Source organism: uncultured Roseobacter sp. (assembly GCF_947491795.1).
Taxonomy (GTDB): domain Bacteria; phylum Pseudomonadota; class Alphaproteobacteria; order Rhodobacterales; family Rhodobacteraceae; genus Roseobacter.
Window position 1 is genome coordinate 578,761 of record NZ_CANLKW010000002.1, and the last position, 25,913, is coordinate 604,673.

The window sequence follows — 25,913 nt, forward strand, 5'->3', positions numbered from 1 at the left end:
TGTCAGACATCTTTCGCTACGCCGGGGACAGACATGCAGATTGACAAACTGGATCACGTAAACCTGCGCACATCGCAGCTGGATCGGATGGTGAAATGGTACACGGAAATTCTGGGGCTGAACGCTGGCTACCGGCCCGCTTTTCCGTTTCCGGGGGCCTGGCTTTACGCGGGTGACACGGTGGTAATTCATCTGGTGGGCGTTTCAGATGAAGCGGGTGCCGGATCAGAAGGCGCGCTGAAAATGGAGCACTTTGCCTTTCGCGCCAGGGGTGCAGCAAAGTTCGAAGCCACACTAAAAGCGCACGGCGAAACCTATCGGCGTACGGACATCAGCGAAATCAACACGGCCGCGTTCAATGTCTGGGATCCGGATGGAAACCATATTCATGTGGATTTCTACACCGACGAAACCACCGATTAATCCCTGCGGCCCTCCAGTGTCTCAACGGTAATGCCCGCATTCTCCAGTGTCTTGCGGACGGAAGCCGCGATCTGGACGGCTTCGGGAGTATCTCCATGACAGCAGATCGTGTCGATGCTGGTTTCAATACGCTTGCCAGACTCTGTAATGATCGCACCGGCCTGAACCATGTCGACCATGCGCTGTCCGGCAAGACCGGCGTCATGGATTACAGCACCGGGCAGGCTGCGATCCACGAGAGTTGCGTCATCGTTATAGGCCCGGTCTGCAAAAATCTCGCCCGCCCAGGCACAGCCCAGATCCCGTACCGCTGCTTCCTGTGCTGTGGCACAGAGGACCATCACGATCAGGTCCGGATCGACGGACAACGCCGCCTCATAACAGTCCCGCGCCAGGCTCTCGTCCTCTGACGTCATATTCCCCAGCGCGCCGTGCAGTTTGACGTGCCGCACGCTGGCACCCAGCGCGCGTGCCATTCCAATCGACGCGCCCACCTGGCAGCGGATAGAGTTCTGCAGGCTGGCACGCGGTACGGTCATGCGGCGGCGTCCAAAACCCTGCAGGTCGGAAAAGCCGGGATGGGCACCGATGCCAACGCCATTTTCCAGCGCCATTTTCATGGTTGCGGACATCACATCCGGATCCCCCGCATGGGCGCCGCAGGCCACATTTGCCGAGGTGACTGTTTTGAGCAGGGCGGCGTCGTCCCCCATTTTCCAGGGGCCAAAGCTTTCACCCATGTCGGCGTTAATATCTACCCGTGTCATCCGCTGTCTCCTTCAGGTATTGAACGGATCGGCCAGTGCCGATACCGCGCCGCTGATCAGCTGATAGCTCAGCAGATCTGCAATGTCGTGGGGGTCCCGTACCAGAGGTTCTGTCTGGCCGGGCAGGGTGCGTATTTCCGCACGGGCGCGGGATTCGAGCGCGCGCGCCTCTTCGTGACTGACGAATTCAAACCGCAGCGGCGCGCCGACGGGGGCCTGCGCGACAAGGGGCAGATCGCTGGGGATCACCGTTGCGATCCGGGGGTACCCGCCGGTTGTCTGGCTTTCACACATCAGAACATAGGGCGCGCCATCGCCGGTGACCTGAATGTCGCCGGTCACGATCACCTCCGAGACGATGGACAGCCCGTCATTGGCAAAAAAGCCTTCGCCGTCCTGGTCCATTCGAACGCCTTGCCGGTTACCCCGGGCGTCTCTGCGGAATTCGGTGTTGCTGAAACGCTCGATGGTATCGCGGCTGAATTCATTGGTCTGGGCAGATTCGACAACCCGGACCGTACCGCCACTCAGCCGGTCGGCAATTGGCAGCCGGTACCCGGGCCGGCAATTTCCTGCTGCCCCGAGCGGCAGGTCGTCACCGGCTTTGAGCAGGCCGCCGATACCCGCTTTGAGGTGGCTTCCGCGCGCACCCATGTTGACCGGTGCATCAAATCCGCCGGCCACATGCAGGTAGCCGCAGGCACCGGACTGTGCCCCCCCGATTGTCAGTTTTGCGCCCGCAGGCAGCGCGTAGCTGGCATTCCAGACCAGTGGTGCGCCATCGATGCTGGCCGTCATCACGGCACCGGTCAGTGCGACAACCGTGTCCGCGCTGGCCTCAAAAGTACCGCCCATGCCGACCATCTCAATGGCCGCCAGATCCGCAGACTGCCCCAGCAGTGCCGCCCCTTCGTGCAGGGCCAGCGTATCAGCAGCACCACCACGTGTGAGGCCATGGGCGAAGTAACCGCTTCTGCCCATGTCCTGCAGGCTCATCGCAGGCCCGGCAGTCAGCACTTTGAGGTATCCGCTCATGCCAGCGCCTCCCGCTCTGCAGCGCCAAACCCGTCGGGGTATTTTCCGCGCAGGGCTTCCAGTTCTGCGCGCGGGACAGCGGGAAATACGATCTCGTCTCCCGGAGACAGGGCAAAAGGTTCGGTGCCGGACATGTCAAACGTGCGAAATGCCGTCTGACCAATATGGCGCCAGCCGGTGGGGGTGGTGTTGGTGAAAATCACCAGTTGCCGGATGGCCACCACCAGCGCGCCCGCCGGGACGTTCAGCGACAGGTCTTTTTGTCGGGGGATATTCCAGTTTTCTGCCAGCTCGCCCAGATAGGGCTGCCCCGGTGCAAAACCGATGGTCAGCACCCGTACCCGGGTCGAGGATATCTGCCTGATCGCCTCGTCCGGATCGACCCCGGCTGCGGCTGCCGCTTCTTCCAATTGCGGCGCTAGATCGGTGCCGTAGACGGTTGGGATGTGCCACAGTGTCCGGCCTTCGGGAAGCGGTGCTGCGAGCCAGTCGCGCGAAGCTAGCAGCGTTTCAAGCCGTTTGATCATCCGATCTGCGTCATGGGCCACAAGGTCGGTGATGACAAAAACGGATACCAGAGACATCGCTGTTTCTGACACTTCCGGCCAGTCTTCGGCGTCCACGGCTGCGCGGAACGCAACCGAGGCTTTGTTGGCAGCCTCGCTCATGGTGCCGGCAAATGTCACGAGCAGCCCCGACAGACCGACGGTTCGGATGATAGGGTAATCTGTCATATCAGGTCTCCGACCGGTACAAACGGCGTAGCAGAACAGGCGTGAGATACATTGGCAGTTGCCAGCAGCCGACAAACACCATGATGGGGGCGATTGTCTCGGGCGGCAGGGCGACCAGAAAGAGTGCGATGTTGCGGTTTCCCGCACCGATGGCCAGCGGGCCCGCGATCCAGGCAAGCTGCCCGCGTGACAAAAACAGGAACGTTGCGGCCTGAACGCCGTAGCTCAGGCCGAACGCCATAAGCGCCCAGCCAGCGACTGTCACCGGATCGCTGCGCAGCGCCGGGTTGAGAGCCGCCATCAGCCCGATGACGATGGCGGAAAAGGCAAGAACCGAAAGACCGTCGAGCGATTTGATCCGGTCCTGCGATGGTGCGGGAAACAGAAAGGCGCGCAGAGCGAACCCAATCCCAGCCGCCACAAGGATAACTGCGAGCAACCTCAGGGCAGCGACGGTTACGTCCCCGGCTGCGCCCAGCTGTGGCATCAGCAGGAGTATGGGCAATACGGTCAGGGGAAAGCAGGCCGTACCCAGTACCAGGATCTGCATCATCCGCCCTGCATCCTGGCCCAGCAAAAGCGCCAGGTTGGGAGAGCCGGAAAGAGCGGGAGCGGCGGTGGCCAGCACTGCGGCCATTGCCACCGGTGTCGCCACGACCCCTCCAGCATAGCATAAAAGCCACAGACAAACCGGCAGGGCCAGTTGCAAAACCAGAACGGACCCGATGCCCCAGCGAAGATCTGACAGGGCCCCCATGGCAGCCCGGTGGCCGATACGCAGCGCTGTAATCACCAGCAATACGGCGACCATCTGAGGCAGCCACGGGGCCATCGCTGCCGCCAGCCCTGGCAGCCCCAGGCCCAGCAGCAGCCCGATGATCAGGCAGGCGCGCGCATTGTCGGATATCAGCCAAAGGACACGCTCCACCGTCAGCCAGGGGTCTGTCGGAGGTTGTCCGGCAGCCAGGTTGCAATTTCCGGGAACCAGATCAGAACAAACACCATCAGCACCATGATCAGGAACATCGGCAGGGCTGCTTTGGTGATGTAGCCCATTTCGTGATCGGTCATGCCCTGGAGCACAAACAGGTTAAAGCCGATGGGCGGGGTGATCTGCGCCATTTCCACGACGACCACCACGAAAATGCCAAACCAGATCAGGTCGATGCCGGCCTCGCGTACCATCGGCTCGACAATGGCCATGGTCAGCACCACCGCGGAAATCCCGTCAAGGAACATGCCAAGGATAATGTAGAACACGAGCAGCGCCATGAGCAGTTCAAAACGCGCCAGTTCCATCGCGGCAATACCATCAGCCAGTGCACGGGGCAGGCCGGTGAAACCCATCGACAGTTTCAGAAAGGCAGCGCCCGCCAGGATCAGCGCGATCATGGCCGAGGTGCGCATGGCACCCATCAGGCTTTCCCTGAAGGAGGATACCGTCAGTGACCCTTGTGCCAGCGCGAGCGACAGCGCACCGATGACACCGATGGCCGCAGCCTCTGTCGCGGTGGCCCAGCCGCCGTACATGGAGCCGATCACGACAGTAATGAGCGCCAGCACCGGCAGCAGAAAACGCGAATTCTGCAGCTTTTCCGAAAAGCTCATGCCGGTTTCCATAATCGGGTTCCAGCGCGAGGACGTTTTGGAAACGATCGCCACATAGGCCATGAACATGCAAGCCAGGATCAGGCCGGGAAAGACACCTGCAAAGAAGAGTTTTGTGATGCTTTCATTGACGGTGACGCCGTAGACGATCAGCGCAATGGAGGGTGGGATCATCAGGCCGAGGGTGGCAGCACCTGCGAGCGTTCCGATGACCATTTCTTCGGGGTATTTCCGCGCGCGCAGCTCCGGGATAGCCATTTTGCCGACCGTTGTCAGTGTTGCCGCTGATGAGCCCGAGACAGCGGCAAAAATCGTGCAGGAAACGATGTTGGTGTGCACCAGACCGCCGGGCATCCGGGCAAGCCAGGGTGACAGACCTTTGAACATGTCCTCGCTCAGCCGCGTCCGGTACAGGATTTCACCCATCCAGATAAAAAGCGGCAGCGCGGTCAGGGTCCAGCTGGAGGACGAGGCCCAGATCGTTGTGATCATCGTATCACCAACGGGCCTGGTGGTGAAAAGCTCCATGCCGACCCAGGCGACACCCATCAGCGCGAGACCCACCCAGACACCCGTGCCGAGCAAGAGGAAAAGAACGACCAGAAAGAGGATAATCGCATAAATCTCAGTCATCTGATTATACCTCGAAGTTTTCGTCGACGGTGTCCCGGACAATCCGGTGCTCACCTTTGAAAATGACGTGGAAAAGGTTGTCGGTCAGTGCAATGGCCAGCAACCCGCCGCCGATCACCATGACAGATTGCGGTATCCACAGTGCGGCGGCGTCCTGTCCCTGGCTGACCTCGTTGAATTTCCAGGACCAGTAGACGAACCAGTAGGCGTAGTAGGTAAAGTACCAGGCCACGGCGGCTCCGAGCGCAAAGCACCATATCTCCAGAAGCTTCTTCGGCCCGGCGGGAACCGCGTTCAGCAGGATCGAGACCCTGATATGGGCCCCGTGGTTCAGCGCGTTGGCAAAGGCAAGGAAACTGGCAGCAGCCATCGCATAGCCTGCGTAATTCGGCGCGCCTGGAAAGATCTCGCCGGTCCAGCGGGCCACCATCTGCGCAACAATCAGCAACAGAATTGAAATGAGACACAGAGCGGCCAAAACGCCTGCGGCGAGGTACAGAAAATCAAGTATCTTGCGGATCGCAGACATGCCGGTACTCCCAGAACTGCATGAATTCAGCGTGCGGTGGCCCCCGTTGCCGGAGGCCACCCGTAAGAGATTACTGTGCCGCTTTGAAGGCATCCACGAGGGCTGCGCCCTCTTCACCAGCAGCTTCCAGCCACTCAGAGGTCATTGTCGCGCCGATTTCGCGCAGCTCTGCCATCAGAGCGTCACCAGCCGGCTGTACGGTCATGCCACCTGCGGCCAGACCGTCCATCGTGAACTGAGTGTAGGCCTTGGAGGCTTCCAGTCCGCGCGCCTCTGCTTCGGATGCACAGGCCTGAATGGCGGCTTTGTTTGCATCAGATACATCCGCCCAGACGTCCTGGTTGACCATGACGTAGTTGCGCGGCAGCCAGGCATCGACCTCGTAGAAGTGTGTCAGGCTTTCCCAGACCTTGCGGTCATAGCCTGTCGCACCCGACGACACCATGGACTCGGCCACACCTGTGGCAAAGGCCTGGGAGATTTCCGCGGCCTCAACAGTCACTGGCAGCATACCTGTCAGCTCGGCCAGACGGCTTGTGGTGTTGTTGTAGGACCGGAATTTGACACCTGCCATGTCGGCGACAGAGTTGACCTCTTTTTTGAAGTACAGGCCCTGAGGTGGCCACGGCACGGCATAGAGCAGTTCCAGGTTCTGTTCGTCCAGCAATGCCTCGATCTTGGGCTTGGCGGCCTCGTAGAGTTTTTCGCTGTCGTCGAAAGAGGGGGCCAGGAACGGAATGCTGTCAAAGCCGAATACGGCGCTTTCGTTCTGATGGCCGGACAACAGGCGTTCGCCGATCTGGACCTGGCCGGTCTGGATGGCGCGTTTGATGTCAGCACCTGCAAAAAGCGAACCGCCCGCATGCACCTCGATTGTGATCTCGCCGTTCGTTCCGGCGCCAACGCATTCTGCGAACGCAACACCGTTTTCCGAATGGAAATTAGACGCAGAATAAGCCATTGGCATATCCCATTTGTCTGCCGCGGCAACCGGCAGCGCCGCGCCCAGTGTCAGTGCCGCTGTTGCAGCTCCTGCCATCAGTCTGTTTGTCAGTTTCATAAGTTTCTCCTTGTTGGTCGGTTTGTTATATCATTTCCGGAAACGTTCCGGTGCATAAGGGGTCATGTCCAGATTTGTTGGCTGACCCGCAATCAGACCCGCCACCAGACGCCCTGTTTTCGGGCCCCCGGTCAGGCCAATGTGGTGATGCCCAAAAGCCGTCCACACCTTACTCTGCCCGATCTGTCCGATCAGAGGCAGGCTGTCACTGGGAGCCGGCCTGTGCCCCAGCCATTCAATCTCGTCCGTTGCGGTCATCGCAGGATATGCCGCACTGACCTGCCGTCGCATCAGTTCAAGAGGTGCTTTTGACGGGCCGGCGTCCAGCCCGCCCAGTTCCACAATCCCGGCACAGCGCACGCCCTGTGCCATAGGCGTCGCAACAAATTTACCCGCAGCTATCATGGTCGGCCGCTTCGGGCCTTTTTCGGCGTTTTCAAAGACGATGTGATAGCCGCGCTCGCTTTCCAGCGGCACGCTGATCCCCAGCTTTTTCATCATGGGCCCGGACCAGACGCCAGTGGCCAGAACCGCATTGTCGCACTCAAACCGGCCCTGCGTCGTTTCTACGGCCCGGATGCTGCCACCGGACAGGTCAAAGTCCTTAACATCCGCGAAGATCAGCTTTCCGCCCAGTTCCTCAAAATGTCCTGCAAGAGCGGCTACATAGCCGCCGGGGTCCCGGATAAAGCCGTGTTCTTTCAGCGCAGCAATCAGCCCCGCGCCCGCCAGATCAGGCTCATAGTCGGACACATCTGTGCCCTCGATCAGCTCGGGCTCGAAACCAGCGTCGCGGCGCAGCGCCCAGGTATAGGCGTCGCCGTCAAAGGCCGCTCTGTCCCTGTAGGCAAAACAATAGTCGCTCTCGGTAACCCAATGCTCGAGACCCGTGCCCGCGACCAGTGATTTATGCTGTGAAACGCTGTCGGTCACGACGGGTGCCAGGTCGCGCGCAATGCGCCGTGTGTCGGTGTCATTGGCGTTCGAGAGGTATTTTGCCAGCCAGGGCATCAGTTTCGGCAGGTAGCTCCAGCGCAGAAACAGCGGGAAGTCCGGCGATAACAGCATGCCCGGGGCCTTGCGGATCAGCCCGGGCGCCGTAACCGGCACCATCGACACCGCCGCAAGAACACCGGCATTTCCATGAGAGGTCCCCTTGCCCGGTCCGGCGCGGTCGATGATTGTGACGTCCAGCCCGGCACGGCGCAGCCAGATGCCGGTGCAAACACCGACAATACCGGCACCGACGATGACCACATGCTGCGTCATCGCACGACCCGATCCGTTGTGTTCAAAAACGGCATAGTACCCCCGGGAAACGATTCCCCGAGGTCAATACTGGCGATGTTTCACAATACGTCAACAATTTGTTGACATTTTATCCGCGTTGGGCACTCTGATGCCATGTCAGACAGCTTTCTCGGACCCGTTGTTTCCTCCGCCCATCTTGCCAGCGGCTCTTTTGCCGAGATTTCTGAACTGGAATACGGGCTGATCCTGAGCACGCATGCGTTCCAGCGTTGGACTGTGCGTGCCATTTCAATGGCCGGGTACCCTGAGCTCAGCTCGCTGGATGTGCTGGTGTTGCATTCGGTTTTCCATCGGGACCGGCCCAAGAAGCTTGCCGACATCTGCCTTGTTCTGAATGTCGAGGACACGCATACGGTCAACTATTCCATTAAGAAACTGATCAAGGCCGGTCTGGTCAAAGACGGCAGACAGGGTAAGGAAAAGACCGTAGCTGTCACCGAGAAAGGGGCAGAAACCTGTGTCAGGTACCGGGATATCCGCGAGGGCCTTTTGCTGCGGGCTGTGGCCGAACTGGGGCTGGAGCCTGAGCAGGTCAGCCGGGCGGCCACGCTGTTGCGCCTGATGTCCGGCCAGTATGATCAGGCGGCGCGGGCGGCAACCACCTATTGATTGCGCAGGCGCGGCAGGGCACTAACCTCACATGACTGAAGAACTGACACCGCGTCTGGGCATCCTGATGCTTGATACGCAGTTTCCGCGTATTCCCGGAGACGTCGGCAATCCGGCCAGCTGGGCGTTTCCGGTGCGATATGCGGTTGTTCCGGGTGCGACACCGCAGGCAGTGGTCTGCGAGGATCCCGAACCCTTCGTGCAGGCCTTTATCCAGGCCGGGCGCGATCTGATCGGGCAGGGATGCACCGGGATCGCGACAACATGTGGTTTCCTGTCGCTGATCCGTTCCCGCCTTGTGCAGGAACTCGGTGTGCCAGTCGCAGCTTCAGCGTTGGAGCAGGCCGCTCAGATACAGGCGACGCTCGGCCCGAAAAAACGGATTGGTATTCTGACGATTTCAGCGCCCAACCTGACGCGGGCACATCTTTCTGTTGCAGGTGTGCCGCCTGATGCCGTGATCCGGGGCGTCGGGCAAACGGCTTTTGCAGACAGCATTCTGGGGAATAAACCCGACCTGGATACGGTGCGTGCCCGGAGAGAGCTGATACAGGCCGTACGGACAATGATTGTCGAGGCGCCCGAGGTTGGCGCTGTCCTGCTGGAGTGTACAAATATGGTCCCCTATGCCGCGGATATTGCGCGCGAAACGGGCCTGCCGGTGTATTCCATCTGGTCGTATCTGAACTGGTTCCACGCCAGCCTTTCGCCGGCACGTTTCCCCGCCCCCTAAGCGCGCAGCCACCCATCCTCAAAACGCCATGAGCTGACCCCGGCCAGCCGGATCAGCCGCGACAACTCACTTTCAAACGCCTGAGTACGCCCTTTACCCCAGCGAATGCCACGTTCCGGCCATATCGCCCGCACAACCAGTTCGTCGCGATCCCGAAAGGCCTTCATATCGACCCGGCCGACCAGCCGGTCGCCCTCCAGCACGGGAAACACATAATATCCGTAACGGCGCTTGGCTTCGGGCACAAAGATTTCGATCCGGTAATCGAACCCGAACAGTCGTTCGGCACGCTTTCGGTCGCGCAGCGCCGGATCAAACGGGCTGAGAACGCGCAGTCGCGCCGTTGGGGGTGTGTTCAGTGCAGGATCGTCACCGATGCCGGGCCGTGCCAGGCAATCGCGTACGGCTCCATCCGCACCGGTGATCCGCACGGGCTGCAATCGGCCTGCGGCCAGCTCGTTCGTGCACCAGTCTCGCGCCTCGGCCAGCTTTATGTGATCCCAGAATGCTGCAAGCTCTGCCGGTGTGGCAAATCCCAGCCTGTCCAGCGCCCCGGAACAGCACCAGTCAATCGTGCGCGCTGTGTCCTCCGGGCTTTGCAGCGGCCGGCACAGCGCCTCATCGATCATCCGCTCGGTCAGATCATAGCGCTTTCTGAACCCGTCGCGGCCGACCACGCACAGCGCTCCGCTGCGCCACAGATACTCCAGGGCCGTCTTTGACGGATGCCAGTCCCACCAGCCGCCGGAGCCGCGTTTTTCATCGGCGCCCACATCTGATGAGCACAACGGGCCCTGCGCACGGATCTGGTCCAGAACCGGCTGAAACCGGGTCTCGTAGCCGTCCCGCCGCCCTTCACGCCATCTGCTGCGCAGGTATTCTGCGTCCCGTTCCCGCCTCAGCTGCCACCAGGCGTAGTACTCCATGGGGATAACAGCGGCGTCATGCGTCCAGTGTTCGAACAGGGCACGGTCTTTCTCATAGAGCGTTTTAAGATGCTTTGGCCGGTATCGGGGTCGCCTGGAAAACAGGATCAGATCATGGGCCCGGGCAACCGTGTTGATGCTGTCCAGCTGTACGAAACCAAGGCGCCTGATCATGTCCAGCAGGGCAGGCCCGCGCGCCTCGCCGGCAGGGTTTTCTGCCAGGGCATGACGATCCAGAAAAAGCCTGCGTGCCTCAGAATTGCTCAGCGTGAGTGTGTTCATCAACGCCGGTAGCGCCGAAGCGTATCACCCCAGGAAATCTTTGACGCCAGCGTAAAGTGGCCAGGATCTTCGGGCAGAACGTCTTCCGGCAACTGACTGCGTTCCAGTATGATCTGCGCGGCCTTTGTCCCGATTTCCTTGCGGCAGGCATCCATTGTTGCCAGCCTGCGGGGCAGCCCGTCCAGCAGTTCAACACCGTTGAATCCCGCCAGACCGATCTGGCCCGGCACATCAATCCCCTGGTCCAGCAGATACAGCAGACCCCCCGCGCCGATCATGTCATTCGAGAAATACAGAAAATCCAGATCAGGTGACCGCTGAAGCATCATTTCCGTCATCTCGCGCCCTTTTGCCAGCGCTGAACCACCTGAATAAAACTCCCGGTCCTCAATCTCTACGCCTGCCTTGGCCAGCGCTTCGGTAAAGCCTTCAAAGCGTTTGCGGGCCCGGTGATCGAGCGGCATCTTGGTGCCCAGAAAGCCGATCCGCTGGTACCCCTGTTTCAGGATCGCCGCCGCCATCTCGCGCCCCGCGCGCCGGTGCGAGATCCCGACCATGGCATCGATCGGCGTGCCGTCGGTATCCATGATTTCGACCACCGGGATCGCGGCGTTCTTCAGCATGGCCCGCGTCGCGTCTGAATGTTCAAGGCCAGCAATAATAACGCCGGACGGACGCCACGACAGCATCTCATAGAGGACCTGTTCTTCTTTTTCCGGCAGATAGTCCGTGACGCCGACAACGGGCTGGAGCGGTGTATCCTCAAAGGCCTGGTTGATCCCGGTCAGCACCTCCGGGAAAACCATGTTGGACAGCGATGGAATGACGACAGCCACCAGATTGACCCTTTGGGATGCCAGTGACCCGGCGATCTGGTTCGGCACATAGCCCAGCGATTTCGCCGCCTCGAGCACCTTCTCACGTGTTGTTGCCGACACGTCACCACGGTTGCGCAGAACACGGCTGACCGTCATTTCCGACACCCCGCAGGCTTCTGAGACATCCCGGAGTGTAAGCGGCCGCTGTTTTGGTCTTGTCACAATGATTTCCTGTGCTGTTGAACAACGTTAGCGCATGACAGACCCGGCTATCAACCACCTGCTTTGGCTGCACATCAGGTCATGACAAACCCCGTCAGCTGTTTTAAAGCTGAAAGCAGCGGTCCCGTGGCTCAACTGGATAGAGCAGCCCCCTCCTAAGGGGCAGGTTGCAGGTTCGAATCCTGCCGGGATCGCCATGTGCCTCACAGATAAGTCTCGCCGGGTCGCAGGTGCGTGACACAAGGTGACTGAGTTGCCCCTTATTGTTTCAGCCAATCCGTTTACCTCTTTCACAGACGACGCAGGCAGCGCCGCCGTGAACAAGTTGGAAAGGCAGAAACATGAATGTATTCGTAAAGAAGGTTTCTCTGGCCGCACTGGTCGTAACGGTTATCGGAACCGGTTTTTCCGGTCAGGCACGGGCCGGTGACAGCGCTGATCTGGGCAAGCTGCTGCTGGGTGCGATTGCGGTTGGCGTTGTTGCTGACAGGCTCAGATCGGACAGACAGGAACAAAACGTCTCCCGGCAGTATCACAATGGTCACCGCAGCTATCACCAGCCGCAGCGCCACCAGAAGAAAAAGATTTCCCGCAAAAGACTGCACGGCAAAGGACCGCGCCACAGCGGGTTTCACCGGCACGGAGACTTTGGCCACACGCACAGCTACAACCGCGCGCACAGCCACTGATCCAGAGAATTGTGGGGAAAACTGGTCGGGCTGAGAGGATTCGAACCTCCGACCCCCTGCTCCCGAAGCAGGTGCGCTACCAGGCTGCGCTACAGCCCGACCGATGGGCGTGGCCTACATCTAACAGGCTACTTTGGCAAGTCGCGGTCGGAGGATTTTACCCACCTGCGGGCGGGATCAATAAAGCCTGAGATCCGCGGCGCAGTACCGGTTTCCGGGCGCGACCGTGTCCGCAGAACCGGCTGTTCGGAATCCGGAGCCCGGCTTTCGCGCAGAACAATGAACAAACCGCTGCCGATGATGATTGCGGAACCGATGACCGTATTCAGGTCTGGCCTTTCATCGAAAAACAGCAGGCCATAAAGCGCGGCCCACATGATCTGGGAATACTGCATGGGGGCCACGAAAATCGGCTCGGCGCTGTTATAGGCTGCGATGAGGAACCGCCCGGCCACCCAGGCGAAGAGCGCGATCACGGCCAGCCGGCCCAGATCCTCGATGGGCGGAGGGCTGTAGACAAAGGGCAGAACGGCCGCCATCACCACAAGGTTTGCCATCATCGGATAGAGCATGATCACAATGGTCCGCTCTTCGCGTCCGATCTTGCGCACGATGATCGACGCAAAAGAGCCGCAAATCGCGGAAATCAGGGCGGCGAGGTGCCCCAGTTCCAGATCAGCCTCGCCCGGGCGCAGAACCACCAGAACACCCGAGAGGCCGACGCCGACAGCCGCCCAGCGGCGCAGACGCACCGGCTCGCCCAGCATCGGCACCGCGAGAACAGTGATCAGCAGCGGTGCCGCAAAAAGAATGGCATAGACCTGTGCCAGTGGCAGCACCGAAAACGCATAGAATGCGCAGAACCCGGTCACCATCGCGGCAAAGGTGCGCGCAGCCATCCACCACGGGTGTCTGGGCAGCAGAGTGCCATGGGTCGCATCGCGCAACAGAGCCAGCATGGCCAGCGGAATACCAAAAAGAACTGAAAAGAAGACAATCTGGACCGGGGAATAGCCGCCCCCCAGAACCTTGATGATGACGTCATGGCTGGCAAAGATCGCAAAGGCCAGCAGCGCCAGCAGCGCGCCTTTGATGTTCGGGTTCATGGGTTTTCGCGGCATCGGGGAGTCCTGTTCATAACCGGGCCGGGATACGTCCCTGACCCACAGGTGGCACAGTGTTTTCCGCCCCGGCGCCGCCCTGCGGCCTCCCCGACACCGGGACGGTTGTTTTCAGAGGCTGGCGTCCAGCGCCGCCAGAATAACGTCACCCATTTCGGATGTGCTGATGGGGGTGCCGCCTTCTTCTCCCATCAGATCAGCGGTCCGTGCGCCATCTGCGAGCACTTTCTCGATTGCGGCTTCCAGACGCGCGGCCTCGTCACCTTTGTCGAAAGAGTAGCGCAATGCCATCGCAAAGCTGAGGATACAGGCGATGGGGTTGGCCTTACCCTGACCTGCGATATCAGGCGCAGAGCCGTGCACGGGCTCGTACATCGCCTTGGGGCGGCCATTGGCCATCGGCGCGCCGAGGCTGGCAGAGGGCAGCATGCCCAGCGACCCGGTCAGCATTGCAGCACAGTCAGACAGGATATCGCCGAAAAGATTGTCTGTAACGATCACATCAAACTGTTTGGGTGCACGCACCAGCTGCATCGCACCGTTATCGGCATACATATGGCTGAGCTCCACTTCCGGGTATTCAGCCGCGATCTCATTGACCACATCGCGCCACAGAATGCCGCTTTCCATGACATTCGCCTTTTCCATGGAACAGAGCTTTTTGTTGCGGCGCATTGCCAGCTCAAAAGCGGAACGGGCGGCGCGTGCAATTTCGCTTTCGGTATAGCGCTGTGTGTTGATGCCAACGCGCTCGTTGCCTTCCTCAAAGATACCGCGGGGTTCGCCAAAGTAGACGCCCGAAGTCAGCTCGCGCACGATCATGATGTCGAGCCCGGCAACGATATCTTTTTTCAGTGAGGAAAAATCCGCCAGTGCGTCAAAGCACTGGGCGGGGCGCAGGTTGGAAAACAGATCCATCTCCTTGCGCAGACGCAGCAGACCACGTTCCGGTTTAACGCTGAAGTCCAGATCGTCGTATTTCGGGCCGCCGACGGCTCCTAACAGAACCGCGTCGACCTCAAGCGCTTTGGCCATCGTGTCGTCATGCAGCGGCGTGCCATGCGCGTCATATGCTGCACCGCCCACCAGATCTTCGCTGACGTCAAAGGCAAGCCCGCGTTTATCGCCAAACCAGCTGATGACCCGTTTGACCTGTTCCATAACTTCCTGGCCGATGCCGTCACCGGGAAGGATAAGAAGAGAAGGGTTGGCCATGCGAAGACTCCTGCGTGAATTACCTGGCAGCGGCCTATCCCGCACAGGATGCAGGGTCAAGAAGCGGTGGGACGAATGGCGTCTGCGGTGCAATCGGTTCGCCTTATACGTGCAATTTTCTGAATTCAGACGTATTCTGCCCTCGTATCAGAACGAGCGAGTCGCAACATCGGTATCAGAAGAAACAGTTGGATCAGAACAGCGGCTGCCGCCGGTGCGGTCCTGCTCGTGATGGCGATTGTCTGGCCTTTTGCGCATTATGCCATCCGTCTGGGGCTGCAGGGGCTGAACGACGGTGCCGCCACGGGCAGCAGGCTGTTCACGCGCAACGGGCCGGTTCCCAACATGGCCGTCTTTGCCCATATGGTCGTGGGCGGGCTGCTCACCCTGCTGGTGTCGCTGCAGTTGCTGGGAAGCCTGCGCGCGCGCTGGCCGCGTCTGCACCATATCAATGGCTATGCGATGTTTACCTGTGCCATGCTGGCGGGCGCTGGTGGCCTTGCTTACATTGCATTGCGGGGCACCATCGGCGGGTTTTGGATGGACCTTGGCTTTGCCATCTATGGCACGCTGATGATCGGTGCCGCCGTCCAGACGGTGCGCAATGCACAACGGCGGCGGATTGACCGGCACAGACGCTGGGCGTTGCGGCTGTTTGTGCTGGCGCTGGGTTCCTGGGCCTACCGTGTGCACTATGGCATCTGGTACGCCCTGACGGGCGGTGTTGCCTCAAACGGGGCATTCACCGGCGCATTTGATCTGGTGCAGAATTTTGCGTTCTACATGCCCTATCTGCTGGTGCTCGAAGTCTGGTTCCGCCGGCCGGCGGTTCAGCGCGAAATGTCCACCCAGACCAGCCTGTGACGGCTGGCGGTTGCTGCTGTCTGACCTGCCTGGGTGTCCGGATCGGGCCACCACACGCCGCTGCCCGTGACCACCAGATCAGAGGAGGGCAGAACATAATCGACCCTCAGATTTCCGGGCACCGGGTCGTCCCAGTCTGCCGTATCCATCGGATCGCCTGAGACTGCGGCACTGCCGGTACTGGCCGGTGCCGGGTCCTGCAGGCGCGGATCAGACAGGAGCCCGCGAATGGCGTCTTTCAGGCCGGATCCACCGATGGGATCCTGGTTTGTATCCCCGAGCAGCACAAAAGAGCCGGGCGGCACCGGGCCGAACCGGCCATCCAGATAGTAGGTCCAGAACAGTATCTCATCATGATTGCGTCTGCCGTTCCGGTCTTCGGGTCCGTCAAAAACAGGCGGTGTGGCGTGAAAGGTCAGCAGATCAATGCGCCCCAGCTCCGGAGTATCCACGGGCACCACCCAATGCGCTGTCGTGGACAGACGCTGAATGTTCTGTGCTTCTTCGGAAGGAAACGGGCCCGCAGGTGTTTCGGGCAGCAATGCGCCCGGAAAATCCCGCCATAACATGCCTGAATAGTCCTGTACCGCATCGTTGATGACGGGGTATTTCGACAGGACAGCCATGCCACCCTGCCCGGAGAAACGGCCATATCCCTGGGCATCGCGCGGGTCCCCGCGCCGCCCGTCGCCGTCCATATCCAGCCCTGTTGGCATGCCGGTGTTGGGGCGCCGGGCGAAAAGATGCGGGTAGACTGAACCGCTGTCTGCCAGTGCGGCGGCGAAGGCGTTCAGCGCAGCCCCCGTCAGGTCATAGTCAAAACCCTGCAGTACCAGAATGTCAGGCTGTGTTGCGGAGATTACGGAAATGACGGCATCCGTCTGCGCGTCCTCGCCCCGCAGTATATCCCGCAGCAACAGTCCGGGGCCGTCGCGCTGCAGTTCCGTATTGAACGTGGCGATGCGCAGTATGTCCTGAGCTCCGACCGGGGTGGCCAGCAGGCACAGACCCGTCAGGCAGCCTGCAATCCGTTTTCTTCTGCGGCCGTGGCGTAGGCTCTGCGGCGCTTTTCCTGGATCATGCTGGCAATCCGCATCATAGCAATTCCACGCATGATCATGCTTGCAGGAAGGAAGGCCCATGCGGTGATTGTCCAGATCAGGGTTTGCGGGTTCTCAAGTGTGACCGGGTCTACCAGATCAGAGGTTGCTTTGACTACCGCCGGGATAACAAAGGGCAGCAGGAACCCCAGCGCAATGTTGACGCGCGCGTCGCGTTGCAGCCGGAAGAGCACATCGCCCCCGGCGGTCGGGTCAAACAGCGGCAGGTTGACCCACACGTTGAAGGAGCCGCGCCGCACGGGCCACCCGCCCCAGCGGACCATCACAATGAACCAGGCCATCGCAACGAGCGAGATCAGATAGGACATGCCGGCAGCCGACCGGACATCGGTGATCAGATCGGGCCGCGCATCATAGGGAAGCATCAGCACAATCAGGCGGACAGGTGAAAAAGGAAAGTCGATCGCGTTGCCAACAATCGTGCCCAGCGACGTCAGGCCCTGGGTGACAGAGGTCGGTTCGATCTTGCCGCGCGAAATGGCGGTCAGCACAATCAGCGTGGCGAAAAGGGTGACAAAACGCAGGCGGTTAAAGGGTGCCGCATCGCGGAATTCGACAATGCTGGGCGCGTTGGAGTTGTATTCGACAAAGGTGAGGAACGCCGCAAGCAGTGCGACAAGAACAACAATCTGCGACTGATCCGATGCCACATCCCGCAGCATCAGTGCCGGTGTGGCAATCAACAGTGCAACCAATAGTCCACGCAGGGCTGCGCCCGACATACGTACGAACATTCGTCTCTTTCCCTTCAAACTGGCCAGAAGCGATACAATGCCGCGTTCTTGTTCCAACTTGATGCCACCGGGGCGGTGGTCTGCCTCATTCTCGCCCCATTTGTGCCATCATTCGTCCGAGTTCTGCAAGTCTCGTGGTTAACAAGACGCAATCCGTTAGACCTTTTGAGGGAAGGAGTGGTGCGTTCCTGCATCAAATCTGTGGCGAAAAACAGGCAAATCGCAACATTGTGTGGTTTTGGGAAACAAGGGCACAACTCGCCTTAACCTCTGCGTGTAAAGAGGATTAACCACGATCGGGGAGTGCCCGACCCGGCCCGCGGGCACAAAAAAGCCCGCACCGCAGCAGGCGGTACGGGCCGGTTCAGCGGAAAGCCGCTGAAAAGTTCAGACCCAGGGGCGGGATTGTGCCGCTGTGGCCTCGAAGCTGTCGATGGAGGCGGCTTTCTCCATGGTCAGACCGATGTCGTCCAGACCGTTCATCAGACAGTGCTTTTTAAAGGCGTCCACCTCAAAGCTGAAAACCTCGCCGTCAGAGGTGGTGATGGTCTGTGCATCGAGATCAACGCTCATGCGGGCATTGGCGCCTTTTTCCGCGTCTTTCATCAGAACGTCGACCTGCTCCTGGGGCAGGGCGATGGGCAGGATGCCGTTTTTAAAGCAGTTATTGTGGAAAATATCCGCAAAGGATGGCGCGATAACGCAGCGGATACCAAAGTCTTTGATGGCCCAGGGTGCGTGTTCCCGCGAGGAGCCGCAGCCAAAGTTATCACCCGCGACGATGATCTCGGCGTCGCGGTAGGCATCCTTGTTCAGCACGAAATCCGGGATCTCGTTGCCGTCGTCATCATAGCGCATCTCGTCAAAGAGGTTCACGCCCAGACCGGACCGTTTGATCGTTTTCAGGAACTGTTTGGGGATGATCATATCGGTGTCGATGTTGATCAGCGGCATCGGTGCCGCGATCCCTGTGAGTGTCGTAAACTTGTCCATTTCGTCTCTCCTTAGCCCCTTTGAAAACGCTGTCGGTGCGGGATCGGTATCACGTCGGTAAAACGTCGGTATTACGTCGGTGCGCGGCGAACGGTGCGTTAAGGGGTCAAATGTCTCTTTTTGTTCAGTGGCGGTATGCAAAACCGATGGTGCAGCGCGGCCCCCGCCCGGTCTTACGGGAGGGGGCCTGTGTGCTTACATCAGTTCGCGCACATCCGTGAGCCTGCCGGTGATGGCCGCTGCTGCCGCCATGGCGGGTGACATCAGATGGGTGCGACCGCCGCGTCCCTGACGGCCCTCAAAGTTGCGGTTCGAGGTTGCGGCACAGCGCTCGCCCGGTTGCAGCTGGTCGGGGTTCATCGCCAGACACATCGAACACCCGGCCAGACGCCATTCGAAACCGGCCTCCTTGAAGATATCGGCCAGGCCTTCTTCTTCGGCCTGGGCGCGGACAAGACCGGAGCCTGGCACGACCATCGCGCGCAGCCCGTCTTTTTTCTTTTTGCCTTTCAGGATTGCGGCTGCGGCCCGCAGGTCCTCGATCCGGCCATTGGTGCAGGAGCCGATAAAGACGGTGTCAATCTCGACCTCGTTCAGCGGGGTGCCGGGTGTGAGACCCATATAGTCGAGCGAGCGCTGGGCGGCACCCACCTTGCCCCCGTCAAAATCTTCAGCAGACGGCACATTGGCGGTGATCGGCAGAACATCCTCGGGCGAGGTGCCCCAGGTCACAACGGGGGCGATATCCTCGCCCCTGAGTGTGATGACCATATCCCAGGCCGCGTCATCGTCGGAATAGAGGGTTTTCCACCAGTCCATGGCCGCTTCCCACTGGGCCCCTTTGGGGGCGTGGGGACGGCCTTTGCAGTATTCAAAGGTCTTTTCATCCGGTGCGATGAGGCCTGCACGCGCGCCGCCCTCGATGGCCATGTTGCAGACCGTCATGCGGCCCTCCATCGACAGATCGCGGATCGCTTCGCCGCAGTATTCGATGACATAGCCGGTGCCGCCCGCCGTGCCGGTCGCGCCGATCACAGAGAGGGTGATGTCTTTGGCCGTCACGCCGGGGCGCAGTTTGCCGGTGATCTCGACCTTCATGTTTTTGGATTTCTTCTGGATCAGCGTCTGGGTGGCCAGCACGTGCTCGACCTCGGAAGTGCCGATGCCATGGGCCAGCGCGCCGAAGGCGCCATGGGTGGCCGTGTGGCTGTCACCGCAGACGACGGTCATACCCGGCAGGGTCCAGCCCTGCTCAGGGCCCACGATATGCACGATGCCCTGGCGCACGTCAGAGACCGGATAATAGTGGATGCCGAATTCTTTGGCGTTGGTGTCGAGGGCTGCGACCTGAATGGCGCTGTCCTCTGTCATGTTCTCGGGGTTCTCGCGGCCCGGTGTGGTGGGCACGTTGTGATCCGGCACGGCGATTGTTTTATCCGGCGCGCGGACGCTGCGGCCCGTCATGCGCAGGCCTTCAAAGGCCTGGGGGCTGGTCACTTCGTGCACCAGGTGACGGTCGATATAGAGAAGGCAGGTGCCATCGTCGGCTTCGTGCGCGACGTGGGCATCCCAGATTTTGTCATAGAGTGTCTTGGGGGACATGGGTCCACTCCCGTAATGTGTAAAAGGTCAGAGTCTGTCGGGCAGGCGCGTTTATAGCCGTGCCAGCACCGTATGCGTGGCGCCGAAAAAGCGCTCGCGCAGGCGCGCACGGTCGTCCAGGTCGATTCTGAAGGGCGCACGGTCAGTCATGCGGGTGACATAAAGGGTTGTGCGATTTGTGGCAAGGTGTCTGGCCGGGTGCACAGACCTGTTGTCGCCGCGCGGCGGCTGTGCAACTTTCGCGTTATGGAGCAGGAAAACATTCTGGAGTTTGATCCCGACCAGTTCGCGGGTGCGCTGATGTCTGTCAGCGAAATCTGGCATCTGGTGATCAGCTTTCTGACAACGGTGGCCACGCCGGGCTGGCGGCAGAACCAGGTGATCATCATCCTGGTGCTGATGGCGCTGTGCTGGATGTTCCACCGGGTCTGCGGCAACACGCTGGACCGCTGGGTGCGCAGCCGCGAGGGCTGGTCGAAATGGCAGCTGCGGCTGATCGTGCAGATTAAGCGCCGCATGGGGCTGATCCTTTTTGCAGTGCTGTCTTTTGCCGTCTATGCGGTGATGCAGCAGGTCACATGGCCCAGCCGGTCGCATCTGATCGGGGTTGCGTCAAATCTGGCGGCGGTCTGGGTGGGCATAGCCTTTGCCGCGCAGATGGTCAGCAACCGGCCCCTGCGGCGGATCGTGACCTGGGCGCTGTGGATCTGGGCCACGCTGCATTTCCTGAGCGTGTCAGGTGTTGTGGCCGCTTTCCTGGATGATCTGGCGCTGGAGGTGGGTGATTTCCGGATTTCGGTGCTGGGGGTGATCACGGCGATTGCGGTGATCGGGGCGCTGCTGGCGCTGGCGCGGATCACCAGCAAGACCACCGCCGCGCGCATCCGCTCGAACGAGGATATCAGCCCGTCGATGCAGGTGCTGGCGGTCAAGGGTGTGCAGGTCGTGTTTTACGGCTGTGCCTTTTTCCTCGGGGTCAAGGCCGTCGGGATTGATCTGACCGGTCTGGCGGTGCTCTCCGGTGCGATTGGTGTGGGTCTGGGTTTTGGTCTGCAAAAGGTCGTCTCGAACCTGGTGTCGGGCGTGATCATCCTGCTCGACAAGTCAATCAAGCCCGGCGATGTGATCAGCCTGGGCGAGACCTTTGGCTGGATCAATGCGCTCGGTGCGCGCTATGTCAGTGTGGTTACACGCGACGGCAAGGAATACCTGATCCCCAACGAGGATCTGATCACCGGGCAGGTGGTGAACTGGTCGCATTCCAATGAATACGTGCGTCTGGATATCTTTTTCGGCACCTCCTATGGCTGTGATCCGCATCAGGTGCGCAAACTGGCGATCGAGGCCGCGGCGGATGTGGAGCGGGTGTTGTCCCATCCCAAGTTACCGGTCTGTCATATCGTGGGGTTTGGCGACAGTTCGGTGGATTACATCCTGCGGTTCTGGATCCGCGACCCCACGGGCGGGCTGACCAATATCCGGGGCAATGTGTATCTGGCGCTGTGGGATACGTTTCAGGCACATGATATTTCCATCCCCTTCCCGCAGCGCGAGGTGCGCGTGCTGAACGAGGAGATCGTGGTGGCCGGCACCGACGCGACAGGATGAACCCTTGCCGGGGCGGTCCGGCGATCTAGTCTTACACGCGCGGCGGGTGGAGGCTGGAATGCACCGGAAAACAGATATTGTTCTGATACTTGGCAGCGGGCCGAACGCGCGCGAGGCCGCAGACTGGCCGCGCGATGCCTTTGACCGGATTGTCGCCATCAACAATGCCTGGCAGGTGCGGCCCGACTGGGATGATCTGATCTGTCCGGAGGATTTCCCCGCCGCGCGGCGCCCTGCCGGTCTGCAGCCCGGACAGCGGTTGATCGAGGCGGACCGCTTTGTACCTGCGCAGAATGCCTGGGGCGGTTTCGTATTTGCGGGCGGCACCATGGCGTTTACTGCCGGATACTGGGCGCTCTATGCGCTGCGCCCCCGGGTGATCGCCTTTATGGGCTGCGACATGGTCTATCCCGGCACGGGCCCCACGCATTTCTATGGCACCGGGACCGCGGATCCGCTGCGCGCGGATGTGACCCTGCGCGATCTTGGGGCGAAATCGGCGCGGCTGGCGCTGGTGGCCGCCCGGCAGGGGTGTCTGTGTGCCAATCTGTCGGAAGATCGCAGTGAGCTGCTGTTGCCGCGTCTGCGTCCGCGTGATCTGCGGCGCGGTGATCTGCAACTGCCCGGCACGGCGCAGACTGACCGGCTGCTGGCCCGGGAACAGGCGCTTGGCTATGACGTGCCCTCGGGCCGTTACTGGGAACAGTCTGCCCGTTTTGATGCTGATGCCCTGGCCGCACTGGATGCCGAATGGCGCGCGGCTCTTGGCGCTGGCGGACAGAACCGGCGCATCATCGCCGCGTAACCGGTCAGATGCCACCCTGCGGACGCTGTGTTTCCACGGCTGTCATTGAATTGTCTTACGCATATTGCTAAATTCGGATCATCCCCAGCGCCGGGGGTCTGGCGGCGCGATCAAAGGAGGACAATGTCCTGTCTATACATGCCGAAGCGGTTCAGGCCGCTGACAACGGGTCTGCGGTGATGGCCACCGCTGCCGACACAAGCACCAGCGACGCCCTGCTGGCGACAATCCTCAAATCCCTTTCCGATGACAAAGCCGAAGATGTTGTGCAGATCGATCTGCGCGGCAAAACCGAGATCGGCGACTATATGGTCGTATGCTCGGGGCGCTCCACGCGCCAGGTGTCGGCCATTTCGGAAAAGCTGGCTCAGACCATCAAGGATACCTATGGCCGCACGGCCCGGGTCGAGGGGAAAGACGCAGGCGACTGGGTACTCATCGACACAGGTGATGTGATCGTGCACGTCTTCCGTCCGGAAGTGCGCGAGTTCTATCAGCTCGAAAAGATGTGGCAGCCTGTGTCAGGTCCGGGCGCTGCGGCTGGCTGATCCCCTGCGGGTCAGCGGCTGAGCCATCATGCGTGTGCATGTCATCGCGGTCGGGCGTCTGCGCGCCGGTCCGCAAAAAGACCTTATTGACGACTATCTGAAGCGGTTTGACCGCACCGGCCGGGCGCTGGGGCTGGGCCCTGCGCGCGTGGTCGAGGTGGATGACCGCAAGGGCGGTGGTATGGCGACCGAGGCGGAGGCCATCCGCCGGGCGCTGCCTGCCGGTGCGGTTGTTGCTGTGCTGGACGAACGGGGCCGCACGGAAAGCTCGCCTGCTTTTGCGGACCGGCTGGCGGCCTGGCGTGATCAGGGGCGTGGTGATCTGGCCCTGGTGATCGGCGGAGCAGACGGCATTGACCCGGGCCTGCGGGCCGAGGCGGATTTCGCCCTGTCCTTTGGCAAGATGGTCTGGCCGCATATGCTGGTCCGCGTGATGCTGGCCGAACAGCTGTACCGGGCGGCATCTATCCTGGCCGGAGCGCCCTATCACCGGGAGTGACCGGCCCGAACGCGAGTGGTGCCTGAACAGCCCGCGGATGTGGACTTTCCGCGCGCCGGTCGCCAGGGTTCGCCCATGTCACTCAGTCAGGATCTGGAATGTATTCTCAACGTTGTGGACCGTGCCGATCCGGGCTTTGCGGGGGTCGGGCGCGCGCGCATCGACAGCGCCGTCGGGGATCTGCGCAAAGAGGTCGCGCAGAATGATACCGACGCGTTCCTGCTGGCGGCCATGCGTCTGCTGGCGCTTGCCGGGAACGGGCATACGCGCCTGATCCCCAACAAAGCGATCTCTGTTCTGCCATTCCGGTTTGTCTGCGTTGGCGCGGGCGTTTTTCTGACCAGCACCGACCCGGTACAGGCGGGGGAGCAGGCCAGCAGGCTGGTCGCGGTGAACGGTACGCCCGTGTCTGAGATTGAACGCGCCGCTGCAGGCTATCTGGCAGGCACACCACAACGAAAGCGCGTCATCGGGCCCATCCTGCTGGCCTGGCCCGCAGCCCTGGCGCGGCTGGGCGTTGCGGGACAGGCGCATCAGACGACTTACCGGTTCGAGAATGCCGAAGGGCAGCTGTCTGAAGTGACGGCGCCACACGCAAAGACGGTTCCGGCATCCACGCTCTACCCGGTTGCCGAGCATGGGCGGGCGGACCCGGTTCCGGCACTCGGAGGATTTGCTCAGATCAGCGAAATCTCTGCCGAATGCCTTGCCATAGCGCTGCCGGGCTTTCTGGAGACTAAAACGAACGCCCTGGCCGAGGCGATCAGCGCAGCCGCCGCCGGGGTCAGGGCGCAGCCCGACAGATTTCTGGTAATTGACGTCCGGGGCAATACCGGTGGTGACTTTCTGAAGACAATGCCGCTGATTGATGCCATTGCCGAACGCACCAGGGAGCGCGTCTGCGCGGTGCTGGTGGACAAGTTCACCTTTTCCGCCGCAATCGTGTTTGTCGCCCTTCTGAAATACCGGCTGGGTGACCGAATGGTCCTCGTCGGAGAAGAGATGGGGGACGGTCTGAGGTTTTTTGCAGAAGGCGGAACGGTCGACCTGCCTGCCAGCGGCGCAGCTGTCCGCTATGCGTCAGCCTTTCATGACTGGGAAAACGGATCGACGGACGAGACAACCCCGCCAGAGATTGCGCGCTGCGTTGTTCCCGTTCGCAGGCTGGATATTGACCGGCACTGGGTCGCGACACCCTTTGACGCGACACCGCGCGATCTGGCCTGGCGCAGGCTCGCCGACGCTCTGGCGTGACGCGCGGAGGTCAGCTTTTCAGGTGCCGCAGCCGGGTTTGTTGGGCCTGATCCCCGCGTCGGGGGCGGTTTTTCAGCGCAGATTGACCGTCACAGACCCTCTGTTCCAGCCGCCGGGCAGGTCGCGGGCCTGGATGCGCACCTGTCTGGTGCCCTCGGGGATGCGGACGCCGGAAAGTGACCGGGTAAAGGGCTGCTCATCCACATGCGGGTGGGCAAGTACGCGGATGCCGAGCTCATTGCCTTCCATATCCAGAACGCGCCAGGCGTCGGCATAGTGGTCCCATCCGGTATCGGGATGCGCAATTGTCACATCAAAACGCCAGGTGTCGCCTGTGCGCTGTGCTTTTACATTCTCGATCGTGGGTTCTGCGGACAGCGCAGGCAACGCGCCCAGCATCAGTGCCGCCACAAGTAAACGTTTCATATCTGTACCCGAACCAGTTGTCTGTACCGTGTAATTTAAGCGTTCAGCAGAATTTTGCGAGAGTGCGAGGCAAATTCCCGGCGCCAGATCACAACCAGCGTGGTGAGGGTGGCCGCGATAAAGGCGACGGGCCCTGCTAGCCAGGCGGCACAGGCCAGCGCGAAATAGATCGAGCGCAGGCCCCGGTTAAAGCTGCGCGCGAGGGTCACGTTGATCTCGGCGGCCTGACGGGCGCGGGGGTAGGCCTCGGGGTCGCCGGGGTCGTTTGGCACAGAGGCAATGAGCACCGAGCAGTAGCCGAAGAGCCGGTTCGACCAGACAAATTTGAGAAATGCGTTGGTCAGCAGCAGGGTCACCACCATCAGTTTCAGTTCCCAGACAATCGCCGGGTGATCCATCAGGGTGATCTCGCTGGCGACACCGCCGAGTTTTTCCGCGTTGCCGATCAGGGCGAGCGTGCCGCCGATGGCGATGACAGAAGTGGAGGCAAAGAATGCTGTCCCCTCGCGCAGGCTGGCCAGCACCTGGGCGTCGAAAATGCGGGGCTCGCGGGTGACCATCTCGTTCATCCAGGCGCGGCGGTAATCGGCCATCAGCACCGAAGTAGACAGGTGTTTCTTGCCCGGATGCTCGATCCGCCAGCCGATCCCCAGCCAGCAGACAAAAAGCAGCGCCAGAGCGACATAGTCCAGTGTGCTGAAGAGGGCGATGCGATCTGCTAAGGTCATGGGACAGCGTGTGGCA

The 25,913-nt window shown here is 60.9% G+C and carries 28 protein-coding genes and 2 tRNA genes; 11 read left to right on the forward strand and 19 right to left on the reverse strand.

Features of this window, described 5'->3' with window-relative positions:
- The first annotated feature begins 33 nt into the window (after nt 1-33).
- Entirely contained in the window at nt 34-423 is a 390-nt protein-coding gene (locus tag Q1A34_RS09655) for a VOC family protein (RefSeq protein WP_300033396.1), read from the forward strand.
- Here the strand turns inward: Q1A34_RS09655 and Q1A34_RS09660 are convergent.
- The 8 genes from Q1A34_RS09660 to Q1A34_RS09695 all read right to left on the reverse strand — a co-directional run bounded on the left by Q1A34_RS09660 (nt 420) and on the right by Q1A34_RS09695 (nt 8,058).
- Nucleotides 420-1,190 (reverse strand): 5-oxoprolinase subunit PxpA, encoded by a 771-nt coding sequence (locus Q1A34_RS09660; RefSeq protein ID WP_300033397.1) that lies wholly within the window; start codon nt 1,188-1,190, stop codon nt 420-422. The two genes, Q1A34_RS09655 and Q1A34_RS09660, sit on opposite strands and share 4 nt — an antisense overlap.
- Nucleotides 1,191-1,202: 12 nt before the next feature.
- Nucleotides 1,203-2,225 (reverse strand): biotin-dependent carboxyltransferase family protein, encoded by a 1,023-nt coding sequence (locus Q1A34_RS09665; RefSeq protein ID WP_300033398.1) that lies wholly within the window; start codon nt 2,223-2,225, stop codon nt 1,203-1,205.
- Complete coding sequence (locus Q1A34_RS09670; protein WP_300033399.1) at nt 2,222-2,959, reverse strand: allophanate hydrolase subunit 1; 738 nt, start codon at nt 2,957-2,959, stop codon at nt 2,222-2,224. Before Q1A34_RS09670 ends, Q1A34_RS09665 begins: the two co-directional genes overlap by 4 nt.
- Before the next feature lies 1 nt (nt 2,960).
- Nucleotides 2,961-3,887: a hypothetical protein gene (locus tag Q1A34_RS09675; protein ID WP_300033400.1), complete on the reverse strand. Its 927-nt coding sequence runs from the start codon at nt 3,885-3,887 to the stop codon at nt 2,961-2,963.
- Nucleotides 3,888-3,889: 2 nt separating this feature from the next.
- On the reverse strand, nt 3,890-5,200 hold the full coding sequence (locus Q1A34_RS09680; RefSeq protein WP_300033401.1) for a TRAP transporter large permease subunit: 1,311 nt from the start codon (nt 5,198-5,200) through the stop codon (nt 3,890-3,892).
- A 4-nt stretch (nt 5,201-5,204) separates the two neighbouring features.
- The gene (locus Q1A34_RS09685) at nt 5,205-5,729 is read right to left on the reverse strand and encodes a TRAP transporter small permease (protein ID WP_300033402.1); all 525 of its coding nucleotides are present in this window, start codon (nt 5,727-5,729) and stop codon (nt 5,205-5,207) included.
- A gap of 70 nt (nt 5,730-5,799) precedes the next feature.
- Entirely contained in the window at nt 5,800-6,789 is a 990-nt protein-coding gene (locus Q1A34_RS09690; RefSeq protein WP_300033403.1) for a TRAP transporter substrate-binding protein, read from the reverse strand.
- Between the two features lie 30 nt (nt 6,790-6,819).
- A complete protein-coding gene (locus Q1A34_RS09695) occupies nt 6,820-8,058 on the reverse strand; it encodes an FAD-dependent oxidoreductase (RefSeq protein WP_300033404.1) in 1,239 nt (412 codons plus the stop codon).
- A gap of 135 nt (nt 8,059-8,193) precedes the next feature.
- On the opposite strand from Q1A34_RS09695, the gene Q1A34_RS09700 reads away from it, so the two are divergent.
- Nucleotides 8,194-8,709: a winged helix DNA-binding protein gene (locus tag Q1A34_RS09700; RefSeq protein ID WP_300033405.1), complete on the forward strand. Its 516-nt coding sequence runs from the start codon at nt 8,194-8,196 to the stop codon at nt 8,707-8,709.
- Between the two features lie 31 nt (nt 8,710-8,740).
- On the forward strand, nt 8,741-9,442 hold the full coding sequence (locus tag Q1A34_RS09705) for an aspartate/glutamate racemase family protein (protein WP_300033406.1): 702 nt from the start codon (nt 8,741-8,743) through the stop codon (nt 9,440-9,442).
- Here the strand turns inward: Q1A34_RS09705 and Q1A34_RS09710 are convergent.
- Nucleotides 9,439-10,650, reverse strand: a complete 1,212-nt coding sequence (locus Q1A34_RS09710; protein WP_300033407.1) for a crosslink repair DNA glycosylase YcaQ family protein — start codon at nt 10,648-10,650, stop codon at nt 9,439-9,441. The two genes, Q1A34_RS09705 and Q1A34_RS09710, sit on opposite strands and share 4 nt — an antisense overlap.
- Nucleotides 10,650-11,690 carry a LacI family DNA-binding transcriptional regulator gene (locus Q1A34_RS09715; RefSeq protein ID WP_300033408.1) on the reverse strand — a complete coding sequence of 347 codons (1,041 nt, stop codon included), beginning with the start codon at nt 11,688-11,690 and terminating at the stop codon, nt 10,650-10,652. Before Q1A34_RS09715 ends, Q1A34_RS09710 begins: the two co-directional genes overlap by 1 nt.
- Nucleotides 11,691-11,810: 120 nt before the next feature.
- On the opposite strand from Q1A34_RS09715, the gene Q1A34_RS09720 reads away from it, so the two are divergent.
- Both Q1A34_RS09720 and Q1A34_RS09725 read left to right on the forward strand, forming a co-directional pair.
- Nucleotides 11,811-11,887, forward strand: a tRNA-Arg gene (locus Q1A34_RS09720).
- 144 nt (nt 11,888-12,031) lie between these two features.
- Nucleotides 12,032-12,379 (forward strand): hypothetical protein, encoded by a 348-nt coding sequence (locus Q1A34_RS09725; RefSeq protein WP_300033409.1) that lies wholly within the window; start codon nt 12,032-12,034, stop codon nt 12,377-12,379.
- Between the two features lie 22 nt (nt 12,380-12,401).
- Here Q1A34_RS09725 and Q1A34_RS09730 read toward each other — a convergent pair.
- The 3 genes from Q1A34_RS09730 to leuB all read right to left on the reverse strand — a co-directional run bounded on the left by Q1A34_RS09730 (nt 12,402) and on the right by leuB (nt 14,715).
- A tRNA-Pro gene (locus Q1A34_RS09730) sits at nt 12,402-12,478 on the reverse strand.
- Nucleotides 12,479-12,507: 29 nt separating this feature from the next.
- Nucleotides 12,508-13,485, reverse strand: coding sequence for a DMT family transporter (locus Q1A34_RS09735; RefSeq protein WP_300034106.1), 978 nt, complete (start codon nt 13,483-13,485; stop codon nt 12,508-12,510).
- Between the two features lie 126 nt (nt 13,486-13,611).
- The gene (gene leuB, locus Q1A34_RS09740; RefSeq protein ID WP_300033410.1) at nt 13,612-14,715 is read right to left on the reverse strand and encodes a 3-isopropylmalate dehydrogenase; all 1,104 of its coding nucleotides are present in this window, start codon (nt 14,713-14,715) and stop codon (nt 13,612-13,614) included.
- A gap of 231 nt (nt 14,716-14,946) precedes the next feature.
- Between leuB and Q1A34_RS09745 the strand changes: the two genes are divergently transcribed.
- On the forward strand, nt 14,947-15,579 hold the full coding sequence (locus Q1A34_RS09745) for a DUF2306 domain-containing protein (protein ID WP_300033411.1): 633 nt from the start codon (nt 14,947-14,949) through the stop codon (nt 15,577-15,579).
- Here the strand turns inward: Q1A34_RS09745 and Q1A34_RS09750 are convergent.
- From Q1A34_RS09750 to leuC, 4 genes are all read right to left on the reverse strand, one after another.
- The gene (locus Q1A34_RS09750; protein WP_366942822.1) at nt 15,546-16,496 is read right to left on the reverse strand and encodes an endonuclease/exonuclease/phosphatase family protein; all 951 of its coding nucleotides are present in this window, start codon (nt 16,494-16,496) and stop codon (nt 15,546-15,548) included. The two genes, Q1A34_RS09745 and Q1A34_RS09750, sit on opposite strands and share 34 nt — an antisense overlap.
- 95 nt (nt 16,497-16,591) lie before the next feature.
- Entirely contained in the window at nt 16,592-17,434 is an 843-nt protein-coding gene (locus Q1A34_RS09755) for a hypothetical protein (RefSeq protein ID WP_300033412.1), read from the reverse strand.
- Nucleotides 17,435-17,821: 387 nt separating this feature from the next.
- Entirely contained in the window at nt 17,822-18,427 is a 606-nt protein-coding gene (gene leuD / locus Q1A34_RS09760; RefSeq protein WP_300033413.1) for a 3-isopropylmalate dehydratase small subunit, read from the reverse strand.
- 195 nt (nt 18,428-18,622) lie between these two features.
- Complete coding sequence (leuC, locus tag Q1A34_RS09765) at nt 18,623-20,029, reverse strand: 3-isopropylmalate dehydratase large subunit (protein ID WP_300033414.1); 1,407 nt, start codon at nt 20,027-20,029, stop codon at nt 18,623-18,625.
- A 300-nt stretch (nt 20,030-20,329) separates the two neighbouring features.
- Here leuC and Q1A34_RS09770 point away from each other — a divergent pair, with 300 nt between their 5' ends.
- From Q1A34_RS09770 to Q1A34_RS09790, 5 genes are all read left to right on the forward strand, one after another.
- A complete protein-coding gene (locus Q1A34_RS09770) occupies nt 20,330-21,637 on the forward strand; it encodes a mechanosensitive ion channel domain-containing protein (protein ID WP_300034111.1) in 1,308 nt (435 codons plus the stop codon).
- Between the two features lie 58 nt (nt 21,638-21,695).
- Nucleotides 21,696-22,442 carry a hypothetical protein gene (locus Q1A34_RS09775; RefSeq protein WP_300033415.1) on the forward strand — a complete coding sequence of 249 codons (747 nt, stop codon included), beginning with the start codon at nt 21,696-21,698 and terminating at the stop codon, nt 22,440-22,442.
- A gap of 179 nt (nt 22,443-22,621) precedes the next feature.
- Nucleotides 22,622-22,990, forward strand: a complete 369-nt coding sequence (gene rsfS, locus Q1A34_RS09780; RefSeq protein WP_300033416.1) for a ribosome silencing factor — start codon at nt 22,622-22,624, stop codon at nt 22,988-22,990.
- A 28-nt stretch (nt 22,991-23,018) separates the two neighbouring features.
- On the forward strand, nt 23,019-23,489 hold the full coding sequence (gene rlmH / locus Q1A34_RS09785) for a 23S rRNA (pseudouridine(1915)-N(3))-methyltransferase RlmH (protein WP_300033417.1): 471 nt from the start codon (nt 23,019-23,021) through the stop codon (nt 23,487-23,489).
- Between the two features lie 75 nt (nt 23,490-23,564).
- Nucleotides 23,565-24,743, forward strand: coding sequence for a peptidase S41 (locus Q1A34_RS09790; protein WP_300033418.1), 1,179 nt, complete (start codon nt 23,565-23,567; stop codon nt 24,741-24,743).
- Nucleotides 24,744-24,815: 72 nt separating this feature from the next.
- Here the strand turns inward: Q1A34_RS09790 and Q1A34_RS09795 are convergent, their stop codons facing one another.
- Both Q1A34_RS09795 and Q1A34_RS09800 read right to left on the reverse strand, forming a co-directional pair.
- A complete protein-coding gene (locus Q1A34_RS09795) occupies nt 24,816-25,169 on the reverse strand; it encodes a hypothetical protein (RefSeq protein ID WP_300033419.1) in 354 nt (117 codons plus the stop codon).
- A gap of 35 nt (nt 25,170-25,204) precedes the next feature.
- Nucleotides 25,205-25,897 (reverse strand): DUF599 domain-containing protein, encoded by a 693-nt coding sequence (locus Q1A34_RS09800; RefSeq protein WP_300033420.1) that lies wholly within the window; start codon nt 25,895-25,897, stop codon nt 25,205-25,207.
- Nucleotides 25,898-25,913 lie beyond the last annotated feature (16 nt).